Below are 14384 nucleotides of genomic sequence, written 5' to 3' on the forward strand. Positions count from 1 at the left end.
TAATTTTCTCGTCCCATTAAGCTGTTCCTATAAAACAACTTAGGTAACAGACCATGGAAAAAATAGAGGTTTATTATTTACAATCAAAAAAATACAAATTAGAGACAGCTCTTACCAAGCTCAAAAATAGGCTGGTTATTCCACCTTTAGTCCTCTTTTTAATCACTTCTTTTTTTATTGTGTTGCTAGCCAATAGCGTATTTTTTGCAAAGCTCACTGCGGTTTATCCTTGGCAGGATCACATCAGCTTTATCACTTCACTGAGCTTACTGATGATGGCGCTCACGTTTTTACTCATGCTATTACTGCATTTTATTTTACCTGCAAAAGCCGTCGTTATAACGCTTTTACTGATCAGTGCGTTAGTCGATTATTATGCCGTTGCTTTTGGCGTACTGATCGATAAAACCATGCTGCAAAATATTGCCGAAACCGATATTGCTGAAGCCAAAGATATCATCACCCTCAGTTTAGGCGCAAAAGTACTTTTGCTTGCTATCCTACCCTCGGCAATACTTTGCCAATTTCAGTTACAAAGCATCTCGCGATTACAGTGTTTACGTCAGCAAGCTCTTGGTATTTTGGCCATTATTATCATCATTCCGCTATTAATTGCGCCATTTAGCGCACAATACAGTAGCTTTTTTCGACTGCACAAAGAACTTCGCTATTATACTAATCCGCTGTTTCCGATTTATTCTGCTTTTAGTTATGCGGCAAATACCCTCTCAAGCGCACATAAAAAAGAGTTTGTCACGCTCACCCAGTACATTGAAAAAAACAGTACCACCAAACAGCCTAAATTAATGATTTTGGTAGTTGGCGAAACAGTACGAGCCGATCATCTCGCCTTAAATGGCTATCAACGTGATACCACTCCCAATTTATCACAGCAGCCAGATCTTATTAATTTTAGCAACGTAAGTTCATGTGGTACCTCCACCGCGGTATCGGTCCCTTGCATGTTTTCATTTAGTGGCCGAGAGGATTTTGATATTAACAGCGCTAAAACCACCCAAAATGTGCTTGATGTATTAGCCACTAGCGGAGTAAGCGTTATTTGGCGTGATAATAACTCAAGTTCAAAAGGGGTCGCAGATAGACTAACTTACCAAAGTTATCGCAGCTCAGACGTCAATACTGAGTGTGATGTCGAGTGTCGCGACTTAGGTATGCTGGTTGGTTTACAGCAGTACATCAATCAGCAAAACCAAGATACGCTCATTGTATTACACCAAATGGGCAACCACGGACCAGCCTATTACAAACGCTATCCGACATCGTTTGAATTTTTCACCCCAGCTTGCCAATCAGCAGAGCTGTCAGATTGCAGCCAGAACGAGATTATCAACGCCTATGATAATGCAATCAGATACACCGACCACTTTTTGGCAGAGGTTATTGGGCTACTTAAGGCAAATTCAGCGCAATACAATACGGTTATGCTCTATGTCAGTGATCACGGAGAATCGCTTGGCGAAAATGGCCTTTATTTACACGGTATGCCTTACTCGTTTGCTCCAAAGGCACAAACTCATATTCCCATGGTTGCTTGGTTATCTGCGCCCTATATCGACGCAGAAAAAACAAAAGCCCACCAACGTCATCCTTATTCCCACGATGCTTTGTCAAGCACCTTGCTGTCGTTGTTTGAAGTAAGTACAGATCTTGATATGCCCAAAGACATCAGCAGTACTCTTTTTTATTTTAAGACCGATGTGGGCCATTAACATGAACAATACAACGACACATCAACAACTTATTACACGCACTCACATCGAAACACGCATGCATGACATGCAAGCTATTCGCTTTAGTCGATATAAAACTGCTTTGATTTTTGTATGTTTAAGCTGTTTTAATGCTGCGAGTGATGAACTTGAATGTAATCAAGGCACTGAAAACCAAGCGCTATTTACAATCGAATCCATGCAACTGATTAGCCACCCAGTATTTGACGAAAACAAGGCTGACAGTCTCTACCTTCATAGCGTAGCCAATTGGTTACATATCAATACTCAAGAACAGGTTATTAAAGATTTACTGCCCTTTACAGTGCATGACGAAATATCAACTATGGAACTTACGCAAGCTGAACGGATCCTCAATGACCATTCTTTTTTGCGTAAAAGTCAGATAAGCCTCATCGATGCGTGTAATGGCAGTAATAAAAAGCAGCTCAAAGTAGAAACTTGGGACACTTGGTCATTGATCCCAAGTGTTAGTTTTGGTCGTCGTGCTGGCAATAATAAATTTGCCGTAGGATTTAAAGAAGATAACTTTTTAGGCTTGGGTATTCACGCCGGGATCCAATATAAAAAAGACCATTTACGGTCAGGCTATCAAGTGGATTTTCGCATTCCTTTAAACATTGCCAAACTAGCCACTCTTGCACTTGAGTTCACTGATAATGACGATGGCCGAAAAACCTATTTATCTTATCACCAGCCGTTTTATCAACCATCGTCAAAGCAGCAGTTTTTGGTGTCAACATTCACCGACAAGCGCCTTGATAGTATTTATCAAAATGGTCAACTTGCATGGCAATTCTCTCATCAAACTGAGCAAACCGAGTTGGCTTATGGCCACTTAATGTCACATACGAGTGATGGCGTCATTCGAGCTCACTTTGGCCTCACCAAAGAACAACATCAGTTTACTCATTTAACAAGCGACGTATTATCGACTCTGCCCACGGATAGATCTTTTACTTTTCCTTGGGTTGGGGTCGAGTTTAGCCAAGCAGATTACAAAACCTTCTCAAATATCCGTTTTATCAATCATCGAGAAGATATTAACTTAGGTTGGCAATTTATCAGCAAAATAGGCAAAGATCTTAATACCACAGACGATGATAATAACGCGGGTTATCACTTTGAAAACAACCTAACTAAAGGGATGCAGTGGCACGATACGCTAATGATTTTTTCAGCCAGCAACACAATCCACTGGCAAAAAAAACAACCAGACCACCATAAATACGCAGCTGAATTTGAGCTATATCAATACCTCACACCACAGTGGGCTGGCTATTTAAAAACAAACTGGATAAGTGAAAAAAATCACTATCTTGACAACCCATTAACCCTAGGTGGCGATACAGGAGTTAGGGGCTATTCAAATCAATTCCAGCACGCAGAACAGCTTTGGTCAGCCAGCGCAGAGCTGCGTTATAACCCCCATTGGGAGCTGTATCAGCTTGTGAATATTGCTTGGGCAGCGTTTGTCGATCATGGTAAAGCATTGGGGCAAACTAATACCGAGAACCTAACAGATTCAAGCTTAAAAAGTATTGGCCTTGGTCTGAGGCTATTCTCATCACATTCAAGCGAAGGCAACGTGGTGCATATGGACCTCATAAAACCCTTAACAACAGGGGTCAATGTCGATAGTTGGCAATGGGCCGTACAAGTAAAACATAGTCTTTAAATAAATATAAAGTAAGGAGATAAAATGAATAAAATCAAAGATGTTAATCAAGTCAACAAACCCAATGGGGCTGGTCTAAACCGCATTTTTAAAGCCACTTATTGTTCGTTAAAAGGTTTTAAAGCAGCATGGCAATACGAATCTGCATTTAGACAAGAGCTCATTTTGGTGATGGTTTTATTGCCATTTGCCTTTATCTTAGCCACATCAACCCATCATCTTGTTATGCTGATTGGCTGTTTATTGCTTATTTTATTTGCTGAAATTATCAATTCTGCGATCGAAGCATTAGCCGATGCCATTACGCTTGAGCATCACACCCTCATAGGTCGAGCAAAAGACATGGGCTCCGCAGCTGTGTTTATTGCATTAAGTCTTACAGCTTTAGTATGGGGTCTGGCTACTTACCAACAACTTTTTACGTCATTTCTAAACTAAACCGAGCTACCCCTAACCTAGAATGCAATTAGATAATCACTTTTGCATAAAACCTAACCGCCCATAACCGCGATGGTTTACATACACAAAACACCAGCCTAGGCGCATGCACTGCAGTATCGCCTAGCATACTTAATTACAGCCCAATTTAATTATCTTATGTAACCTTTTACTCCATCGTAAAATCATGCACAATCTGCACGTTAACTCACTTAAAGGGTCACTATGCCAGCTAAGAAAAACAACCTATTGCTCGATATTATCTTCAGTGTCGTCGCACCTTCTGTCATTTTAATGAAGCTTAGTTCACCTGAGCAACTCGGTCCGTTATATGCGCTACTCATCGCCTTGGCATTCCCATTAGGTTGGGGTGCGTACGATTTAGCTAAAAGTAAAACAGTGAATTTTATCGCTGCGCTGGGTTTAGTCAGTGTACTGCTTACCGGTGGTATCGGTTTATTTGAGCTTGATACGAAATGGCTTGCCATTAAAGAAGCCCTGGTACCTGCAGTATTTGGCTTGATTATATTTGCATCAGGTTTTGGTAAAAGCCCACTGGTACGTAAGTTTTTGCTCGAAACAGGCGTAATGAATACTGCACTTATTAATCAACGCTTAGTAGAAACCGGTACTACGCAAGAGTTTAATAACCGTATTCGACAAGCTAACTTCTTTTTATCATTAACCTTTGTCTTTTCATCTGTGATGAATTTTGTGCTCGCAACTTGGTTAGTCACGGCCCCAACGGGCAGTGAAGCATTTAACGAACAACTCGGTGAGCTTACGTTACTAAGTTACCCGATGATTGCTATTCCAGCTTGGTTTATGATGATTGGTATTTTATTTTATATTTGGCGCACCCTTACCCGCTTAACGGGTTTGAGCATGGAGCAATTGTTAGAAAATGATTAGCCCCCTTTAACACTTCCCACAAACAACAAAAAAGCGAGTTTGATGTCCTTAACCAAACTCGCTTTTTTGTTAAACGCCTTTCAGTTCTATAGTGCATTACTCTCTCAAGCCCAATGCTAACTAAAATACTGTGTGATTGAGTAATGGCATAGCTTGCGCACGCTTAAAGTATATTGTTTACAATCATTATTGTTTTTTTAAAAATCAGGCAAAACAAACCTATACTAAAAGTATTTTTTTAATAGTGCGTACGAAATAATGCTAGAGCGGAAAATTATTGTAACTTTACTTGTGTTTATTCTTCTGCCCACCTTTGCTTTAGGCGGATTTGCCTACTTTAATGTCTTTCAAAATCTGCGTACCGAAAAAATGAGAACCGTTGGATTAATTGCCAAAGCCAAGCATGATACCTTGATTAATAAACTCATCTCAAAACAGCAGCGACTCCAGTTATTTAGTGACAGCCTGTTATTTGCCTGTGAAATTGATCAAACATTCAATAAACAGTGTTTAAAAAGCAAAACTGAACAATATTTCACGATAGAGCAAGCGATTGGAATAATTTTATTTGATGCCAATGGTGATGAAATATTTAAATATGGCCAATCGCTCATCAAGAAAATAGAAGACTTTTCTAATAAAAAACAACTCGCACTCATGTCAAAAAAGGGGGATTTTCCAACAAGATTATATGCCTTAAATGCAAAGACCCATAAATTAACGCTTTTCTTGACATTTCAAGCCGACAATCTCAACTCAATTTTTACGCCTCCTGCCGAACTGGGCCAAAGTGGCGAGGTGTTTCTTGCCGATGGCGATGGTTTGTTTATAACCCCACCCCGATACCATTCCCAACAAGGAGCAAAAGGGTCGATTATGGCCAAGCCAATGCGAGATTGTCTTATGGGGCAAAGCCAACAAGTGATTGATCTTGATTATCGAAATGTGGATGTGATCCACGGTTATCAATTCATACCCGAAATTGGCTCTGGCTGCATTATGGCGCATATTGAACAAGTAGAAGCGTTTAGCCCGCTTCAAGTGATCGAGTTAAAAATTGCGCTACTAGGGCTCATTATCATGTTTTTAGGCATAGCGATCTCATTCACCTTAACAAAAAAAATTGTGAGTCCTATCATCGCATTGACCAATGTTACACGGCAAATACATGCAGGTGATTTCATCGTTTTAGCACAAGAAAATTCCCATGATGAAATAGGAGAATTAGCTGCGAGCTTTAATCGACTCACCAAATCTTTATTAGAAAACCAAGCAAAACTAGAAGTTAAAGTGAATGAGCGAACCGAAGCATTAACGTGGAGCGAGTACAAGTTAACGACCATCATTAATCATGTGAATGATGCGATAGTCTCTATCGATGAAAAAGGAATTATCAGCACGTTTAATCGCTCGGCAGAAAAGCTGCTAGGCTACAATGCAATCGAGGTTATCGGTAAAAATGTGTCGTGTTTAATGCCTAAGCTGCATTCAGATAAACATGATGAGTATTTATCCAATTATATAACTACCGGTATTAAGCACATCATAGGTACAAAACGTGAATTACAAGCCCAAAGTAAAACGGGAGAGCTAATCGACATCTCGCTTTCAGTTTCTGAAACATTTTTGGCTGGCCGACGCATGTTTGTTGGCAGTATGCATGATATTGCTGATCAGAAAAAAATCGAAAAACAACAAAAGTTATTTCAAGCAGTTTTCGCCTTTACTAAAGAAGCGATGTGCATTAGCAATCAAGATTATCAATTGCTTCAAGTCAATAAGGTATTTGAAAACACTTTTAATTTTACACTCAACAATGACAATTCATTAAAAAATAGCATTTTTAAACAAACGATTACGATTAATCACTCCCAAGAAACACTAGAAGAATATTTAAATTCGCACCTTAGCTGGTCTGGAGAACTCAATATTGTTAATCGTTTTGGTCAGCCATGTACATTTTGGATAAACATTAGCTTAATAAAAATGGCTGGTGATACTAATTGTGTTATTAGCTTTTCAGATATTAGCCAAAAAGTAAAAGAACAAGAAAAAATGCGGTTTTTAGCTAATCATGATCCTTTAACTGGCTTATTAAATCGGCCCGCTCTGTTTGAGCAATTAGAGCACTGCAGCAGCATTGCTCTTAGAAATAACTTAATGATAGCGCTATTGTTCATTGATTTAGATAGTTTTAAAGCAGTCAACGATAGCTTTGGACATGATGTAGGCGATCAATTGCTCGTGCATATTGCAAAGCAACTCAGTAATCATTCAAGACAAAGTGACTGTGTCGCGCGGATCGGTGGTGATGAATTTGTGATGGCCTTTGTCAGTATTGAGTCACAAAATCAGGTCGGATTACTTTGCGAAAAATTACTTTCAAGTATTAACGAAAAAGTGACCATAAAAGGCATTGAAATCCAACCTAAAGTGAGTATCGGCATCGCAATGTATCCTGACGATGCGCGCACTCTACCTCAATTATTAAAATATGCTGATGAAGCGATGTATAAAGTGAAAAATCAGGGTAAAAATAGCTTTGCCTTTTACAAATAACGGTTATGTTTAACGCCACTTCAGTGATGGCGTTTTACCAACATGTTCAATTAGAGTTAAATAACTCATATTCCTCTTAAAAAATATCGACATAACCACAAAACCCTCCCACAAAACCGACGTTAAAAACGCATTTCAATGATCGCATTGAGCCATTTTACCTTGCTGTTTTAACTGGTTATGACCATTTTGATTATACCAATCGTAATAAATAACTGATCACCCTAGCTTGTTAAAACACTCGATAACTTCGTTAGATTTTTTGATTGTAGAATAACTACTTATCGAAAAAATATGCCTTGTTCTCAAGCGTTTTTCCTACGCTATTTTTGATCACTTACTTATCGTGATTGGTATTACTCAAAATTTATTCATACAACCCTTGACCTAAATCAATAACAGTTTAAACTTTCAGAAAATACTGAAACTTCAGAATTAAAACAATGTTGATAATGTCACCAAAAATTGAGTCGTTTGTGATGCACTGCGGAGAAATGGGCAGTCGCTGGGGGTTTAATCGTACCGTCGGCCAAATGTATGGCTTAATTATAATCAGTGAAGAAGCACTGAGCGCTGTCGATATTGCCGAAGCGCTCAATATTTCGCGCGGTAATGTCAGTATGGGAATTAAAGAGTTACAGTCTTGGCGGCTGGTTAACTTGCAACATAAAGCCGGTGATCGCAAAGATTATTACGTCCCTGCAGGCAACATTTGGGAAATGGCTAATCGTGTATTTGAAGAGCGCCGTAAGCGTGAAATGGACCCTACATTGTCATTATTACGCGACAACTTGCTTGATGAACCCGCTAACCAACAAGAAGTGTATGCCCAACAAAAAATGCATGAAATTCATGACTTACTCGAAACCATTACTCAATGGGCCAGTGAGTTACAACGCATGAGTCCAGAAAAACTTAATACCTTAATGAAATTAGGGTCTGGTGTGGGCAAAGTGTTAGACCTAAAAGATAAAATAATGAAAAGCGGCTCTGTTAAATAACAGCGCCGTTTTTTTTACCGTCGTGTACTGGCAGGAGGTTGCCATGTTAGATACCTTGATGTTGTCGCGTATTCAATTTGCTACCAATATCAGTTTTCATATTTTGTTTCCAACCATCACCATCGCGCTATGTTGGTTTTTGTTTTATTTCAAACTGCGTTTTGATTTAAGTCAAGACCCTATTTGGATGCGAGCTTATCGCTTTTGGGTCAAAATCTTTGCCCTCACTTTTGCCATTGGCGTTGTGAGCGGTATTACTATGTCGTTTCAATTTGGCACCAATTGGCCAGGTTTTATGGAAAAAGTCGGTAATATTGCAGGCCCTTTACTGGGCTATGAGGTGTTAACAGCATTCTTTTTAGAAGCCACTTTTTTGGGCATTATGCTGTTTGGTTTAACTCGCGTCCCTTCTAAAGTACATACCTTTGCGGCTTTTATGGTGGCAGTGGGCACGAGTTTATCGGCGTTCTGGATTTTATCTCTAAACTCGTGGATGCAAACACCCACAGGGTTTGAAATGCGCGATGGCGTGGCCTTTCCTACCGATTGGCTGGCGATTATTTTTAATCCGTCGTTTCCTTATCGTTTAAGTCACATGTTAATTGCTTCTGGCATTACGGCCTCATTTTTGATTATTGGTATAAGTAGTTATCGTTTACTACGCGGTGATACTAAACGCGCACCAAAATTAACTTTAAAAATCGCCCTGATTGTTGCCGCACTCCTGACACCACTACAAGTTTTTGTCGGAGATTTACATGGCCTTAATACACTTCAGCACCAACCACAAAAAATAGCAGCGATGGAGGGTATCTGGCACACCGAAAAAGGCGTTCCACTACTGTTATTTGCCATCCCTGATGAAAAAGAGCAAAAAAATCATTTTGAAATTGCGCTCCCAAAAATGGCGAGTCTTATTTTAACTCATGAACTTGACGGTGAAATCAGAGGCTTAAACGAATTTGAAGGCAAGCACCCACCCGTTAAACCCGTATTTTTTGCTTTTCGCATTATGGTAGGCATGGGCATGCTAATGATTGCGATTGCATGGCTCGGCTGCTTTTACTTATTTAAAAGAGGTCAGCTGCCAAGTTGGCTATTAAAAGTAGCCGTTACGATGAGTTTTTCGGGTTGGGTGGCGACGCTTGCGGGTTGGTATGTCACCGAAATTGGCCGCCAACCTTATTTAGTGTCAGGCGTGCTGAGCGTTAAAGAGGCAGCAACCGACATTGCCCCCGTTAATGTGGGTATTTCATTGGCGCTTTATATCATCATCTATGTGATTGTAATGGCTGCGTATTTACATACTATTTTTAATATGGCACGCCATGCGGTTGAAATTGAAGAAATTAGTGATGCTGAGGATAACCGTTTAAATCCACAACATTTAACAGTTAAGGAGCAAAGCCATGCTTGATCAATCGCTACTTGCCATTATTTTTGTCGGATTAATGGGGCTGTCTATTTTATTGTATGCCATTTTAGATGGTTACGACTTAGGTGTGGGCATGCTCATTCCCCTCGATGATGATCACAAATCCGATACCATGATTGCCTCTATTGGGCCATTTTGGGATGCCAATGAAACTTGGTTAGTGCTCGCTGTTGGCTTAATGCTCATCGCCTTTCCCACAGCCCACAGCATGGTACTCAAAGCACTGTATTTACCCGCAGTGGTATTACTTATTGGTTTAATTATGCGCGGAGTGGCCTTTGATTTTCGTGCCAAAGCGGTGTTTAGCCACAAACCAACGTGGAATAAAGTCTTTAAATATGGCTCATTAATTTCAGCACTGAGCCAAGGCTATATGTTGGGTTTATACATCATGGCGTTTGAGCAAACATGGCAAGCCTATGCTTTTGCGTGTTTAAGTGCGCTTGGTGTTTCTGCCGCGTATTGTTTTATTGGTGCAACGTGGTTAGTAATGAAAACAGAGCACCAATTACAACAGCGTGCAATTGGCTGGGCCAAAAAAGCCAGCGTGATTTCTTTGGTCGGCATTTTAGCGGTATCGTTTGTCAATTTAGCACTGAAACCTGAGATTTTTGCCAAATGGTTTAACTGGCCCAATGGGCTGTGGTTGCTGCCACTGCCTATTATTTGTGGTTTACTTTTTATAGTGTGTTATTTGCAGCTGACTCGATTAACTCTCGACCCTGAAAAAAGGTGTTGGCAGCCTTTTGTTGCGGTTGTGGCTATTTTTTGTATCAGTTTTTTTGCTCTGGCTTTTAGTTTTTTTCCTGACATAGTGCCTAATAAACTGACCATTTGGCAAGCTGTGGCAGCCCCTGAATCTCTGAGCTTTTTATTTTGGGGTGCGATTGTGGTTATTCCGACTATCTTACTCTATACCGCATACTCTTATCGGGTATTTTGGGGTAAAGTACAGGCCCTTAAATATTACTAAACGGCCCAGTGCCTTTTAACAACGAGCAGCATCACTGCTCGTTTTACTCATTATGACAACAAATATTATTGGCCTAGGCTGCTCAAATTTCGACATTGCGGTGTACATAGCTAACCGCCCAACGATTGAACCTTACCCTTTTTTAACTTCACTGCACAGTGTCTGTGAAGATGAAATAACCTTTATTGGCAAGCAATGCGGCAATGGCTGGCGTAAAGTCTTTAATGTTTACGCCAAACTTTTATATAGCCTTGATCATAAACACTTTGCACAGTTTCAAACTGAGCCTACTTGGCAACAATTTCGCGATAAACAATTGCTGCAAACAAACAGCGGCACCGCATTATTATTTTCACCTCCAATTTTAGCGCCACAAAACAATACCATTCACATTATTTGTGGCCGTACTTATGCCAACGAATTACAACGCAACAAACAAATTAATAGCCAGTGGGTTTGGCTTAATGAAGAATTTGCCATTGATATTATGAACAAGGTGATTGTGAGCCCCTATTTTGATTACCGTCAATTGTCGAATATTAAAATTGCGTTTTTAGCCCAGCAAATTTTTATGCTCACCCACACCAATCAAACCCAGTGATTGGTGTGGGTGAGCATAAAAATAGGGTGTACGGTCAAAATAAGGTCAGTTATCGAGGTGTGTGGATCAGCCATTTATCAAGTAAAGCTGAAAGGGTTTGCAAACATAATGGTTTCCCTAAAAAGTCATCCATCCCCATCTGCATACAGCGCTCACGCTCGCTTTCAATCACATTGGCTGTTAAAGCTAAAATTGGAATATGCTGATAAAACAAACTTGCTTCGGCGGCGCGAATTTTTGCTGTTGCGGTAAAGCCATCCATCACTGGCATTTGGCAATCCATTAAAACTAAGTTGATGGGTGGTTCAGGCTGTGTATTTAAGTATTCAAGGGCAAGCAGCCCATTTTCAACCACAACAAATTGATAATTTAATTTTTTTAAACATTCTTTTGCGACAATCTGATTGATGGGATTATCTTCAACTACCAAGATATTAAACGTTTTTCGTGATGCGATATCAGGCTGCACTAAAGAGGGGTTATTTGGTTGAACTTCTGCAATCGAAGAAAGATCCTGATGCAGCACCGATAACAGCTTACTTTTAAAGATTGGTTTACTGATAGACCAAATATTATCTTGCTCTACTGTGTCCTCCCATTGATTTTTGAGAACAACAACTTGCCCTTTTTGTTGGGCTTGCCACGTTTTTATAAACACTTTGTTGGCTAAAAATAATGGCTCATCAATGAATACATGGCTCACTTTGAGTTGTTTAGTGAGCACTAAGCCAATTTGCATGCTTGCAACAACCTGTGTAACCTCAGCCCCCCAACATGCTAACTGTTTTTGTAGTAATGCACTTTGCGTTGGATTTGAGTGCGCAATAACGCATTGTTTATTAATCAGAAATTGAGTAGTGAGTGGCAGTGATTGTGTCACCAATAATATTTCAAATTCAAAACAGCTTCCGATCCCGACTTTGCTTGATAAAGTTAATTCGCCCCCCATTAACTGGCATAGCTGCTTTGCAATAGCAAGGCCAAGCCCTGTACCACCAAAACGGCGAGAAATAGAACTATCAGATTGCTGAAAAGGTTCAAATAATTTTGGTATAACATTTGGCGCAATTCCGATGCCGGTATCAAGTACTTTGCATACCAATTGCGCCGTATGGCTGTCAATTTTTTGTAAATAAACCTCAACAACCACCTCACCCTGTTCGGTAAATTTAATCGCATTACTGAGTAAATTAACTAAAATTTGCCTAACACGCTGCTTGTCTGCTCGAACGAGCGTGGTGTTTAAATTAGCGCTATCGAGCAAGAGATTAATATTTTTTTTATTTGCAGCAGGAATAAAGCTCGCAATAATATCTTCAAAAAAAGATAACAACTCAAACTCAACAGGGTCAATATCTACTTTACCCGCTGCAATTTTTGAAAAGTCTAATATGTCATTAATAATAAATAAGAGCGACTCAGCACTATTACTAGCAATATTTAAAAATTGGCGGACCTTATCTGGCAATGGCTCATCAACAACAAGTTCCAGCATCCCGATAACCCCGTTAAGTGGGGTGCGAATTTCATGACTCATATTTGCCAAAAAAGCACTTTTTGCAGCTTCTGCACGATGGCGTTCTAATACCTGTTTTTCTAACGCTTTTTCGCGGGCAACGGCATTACTGACATCTATCACTTGTATAATTGAACAGCATTCACACATGTTGGTTGGTTTTATTGTAATGCTTTGCTTTATAAGATTTTTTGATTGATCAAACAAGGGCAACGGGCTTGGGTTAAATACTCGAGAAAGAACGGAAGGCAATTTTTTTGTACTTGAGTCTACAATCGCATAATTTAACCGCGTGTTGACCAATTGTGGAAACAAAACAAATAGCGACTTTCCTTGGGCTTGTGCAGCGTTTATATTACTGCTTTTTTCCATCCATACATTCCAAAATAAGATGGTAAAATCAGCATCAACGATAAAGACCCCAATACTGAGTTGATCTAATATTGCGTATTGCGACGTTGTTGTATCCACAATTAACTCAGCCCATTAATTATTTTTTGTAGAACCATTTTTAATTTCTCAAACGAAAAATGCTCGAGTAAAAAAACTAAATAACCTTCAACCTGACTGGTACTTAAAAATAAATTGATACGAATAAACAACACTTGGTTAAGTTCACCAGTTGCGATGACATCATGGGCAGAACCCATACTGTAAACGGGTAAACTCACCTCAAAGACTTCTGTTATTGACTCTGCAAATGCACCAATACAGGCATTTAAAACAATATTGCCAATTTCAGAAAACCCTTCTTGGTGAAGCTCAGCTAAGGTTTCAGCTGAGATCCCCTCGCCAAGCATTTTGCTCACCACTTCCATGCTACTGTGCTGCGGAAAAAGCAAAATAGTATTGGCATCAAAGCTGCCTTTCATACATTGCGATACGCTACATATATCTTCACCTTGCCCTAATTTAGCAGCTAGTTCATCAACGGAAATATGCTCAATATTGGGTACTGAAAGTTTAATTTCTTGGTTCACAATCTGACTTAACGAGTCTGCTGCTCGTCCTACGCCAATGTTAAATAGTTCAACCAATAAATCGTGTTCAAGTTCATTTAAAACTACAGTACTAGGCATTGAAAAAGTCCAATATTGTCGTAATGCATGATTCCGTTATCGGCTTATTAATGCACTTAATATTAAGCACATTGGCTTTATCATGAGTCGCTTGCTGGATATTTGCGGTCAGTAAAACGAATTTACTCCTCGGAAAAAGCGGCTTTAATTGCTCAATTAAACTTAATCCATCAATGCCAGGCATATTTAAATCAATAGTAAAATAATCAAGGGTTAAATCGGCTACTTTTAATAAAGTATCTTGCCCATCTTGGGCTTCAAAGATTAACCAATTAGGATGTTTGGCTAATAAATTCGCTTTTATCATCATTCGAGAAACACGACTATCATCCACAACCATTACTTTTTTTATATCTGACAATGTAATCCCCTAATAAATTGACTGATGTAATAACGATTATTGAACTAGGTATTATTAATGACATACCGTTATTTTTGTTT

At 39.5% G+C, this 14384-nt stretch carries 12 protein-coding genes; 9 read left to right on the forward strand and 3 right to left on the reverse strand.

Features of this window, described 5'->3' with window-relative positions:
* Positions 1–53 precede the first annotated feature (53 nt).
* The 9 genes from AC3KZC_RS18760 (at position 54) to AC3KZC_RS18800 (ending at position 11348) form a co-directional block, all read left to right on the forward strand.
* On the forward strand, positions 54–1730 hold the full coding sequence (locus AC3KZC_RS18760; RefSeq protein WP_490577617.1) for a phosphoethanolamine transferase: 1677 nt from the start codon (positions 54–56) through the stop codon (positions 1728–1730).
* Between the two features lies 1 nt (position 1731).
* Positions 1732–3429 carry a ShlB/FhaC/HecB family hemolysin secretion/activation protein gene (locus AC3KZC_RS18765; RefSeq protein ID WP_490577616.1) on the forward strand — a complete coding sequence of 566 codons (1698 nt, stop codon included), beginning with the start codon at positions 1732–1734 and terminating at the stop codon, positions 3427–3429.
* A 24-nt stretch (positions 3430–3453) separates the two neighbouring features.
* On the forward strand, positions 3454–3867 hold the full coding sequence (locus tag AC3KZC_RS18770; RefSeq protein ID WP_490577615.1) for a diacylglycerol kinase: 414 nt from the start codon (positions 3454–3456) through the stop codon (positions 3865–3867).
* Positions 3868–4092: 225 nt separating this feature from the next.
* A complete protein-coding gene (locus AC3KZC_RS18775) occupies positions 4093–4779 on the forward strand; it encodes a VC0807 family protein (protein ID WP_490577614.1) in 687 nt (228 codons plus the stop codon).
* A gap of 291 nt (positions 4780–5070) precedes the next feature.
* Positions 5071–7338, forward strand: a complete 2268-nt coding sequence (locus tag AC3KZC_RS18780) for a diguanylate cyclase domain-containing protein (protein WP_490577613.1) — start codon at positions 5071–5073, stop codon at positions 7336–7338.
* 452 nt (positions 7339–7790) lie between these two features.
* Entirely contained in the window at positions 7791–8339 is a 549-nt protein-coding gene (locus AC3KZC_RS18785; protein ID WP_490577612.1) for a GbsR/MarR family transcriptional regulator, read from the forward strand.
* A gap of 43 nt (positions 8340–8382) precedes the next feature.
* Positions 8383–9756: a cytochrome ubiquinol oxidase subunit I gene (locus AC3KZC_RS18790; RefSeq protein WP_490577611.1), complete on the forward strand. Its 1374-nt coding sequence runs from the start codon at positions 8383–8385 to the stop codon at positions 9754–9756.
* Positions 9749–10747 carry a cytochrome d ubiquinol oxidase subunit II gene (gene cydB / locus AC3KZC_RS18795; RefSeq protein WP_490577610.1) on the forward strand — a complete coding sequence of 333 codons (999 nt, stop codon included), beginning with the start codon at positions 9749–9751 and terminating at the stop codon, positions 10745–10747. Before AC3KZC_RS18790 ends, cydB begins: the two co-directional genes overlap by 8 nt.
* A 52-nt stretch (positions 10748–10799) precedes the next feature.
* Entirely contained in the window at positions 10800–11348 is a 549-nt protein-coding gene (locus tag AC3KZC_RS18800) for a DUF6942 family protein (protein WP_490577609.1), read from the forward strand.
* A 49-nt stretch (positions 11349–11397) separates the two neighbouring features.
* Here AC3KZC_RS18800 and AC3KZC_RS18805 read toward each other — a convergent pair whose 3' ends face one another.
* The 3 genes from AC3KZC_RS18805 to AC3KZC_RS18815 are packed head-to-tail and all read right to left on the reverse strand — an operon-like array spanning position 11398 to position 14304.
* The gene (locus AC3KZC_RS18805; RefSeq protein ID WP_490577608.1) at positions 11398–13335 is read right to left on the reverse strand and encodes an ATP-binding protein; all 1938 of its coding nucleotides are present in this window, start codon (positions 13333–13335) and stop codon (positions 11398–11400) included.
* A gap of 2 nt (positions 13336–13337) precedes the next feature.
* Positions 13338–13943 carry a chemotaxis protein CheC gene (locus AC3KZC_RS18810; protein ID WP_490577607.1) on the reverse strand — a complete coding sequence of 202 codons (606 nt, stop codon included), beginning with the start codon at positions 13941–13943 and terminating at the stop codon, positions 13338–13340.
* On the reverse strand, positions 13936–14304 hold the full coding sequence (locus tag AC3KZC_RS18815; protein ID WP_490577606.1) for a response regulator transcription factor: 369 nt from the start codon (positions 14302–14304) through the stop codon (positions 13936–13938). The genes AC3KZC_RS18810 and AC3KZC_RS18815 overlap by 8 nt, the downstream gene beginning before the upstream one ends.
* Positions 14305–14384: the final 80 nt, after the last annotated feature.

This window comes from Pseudoalteromonas sp. J2K-J031, assembly GCF_058197095.2.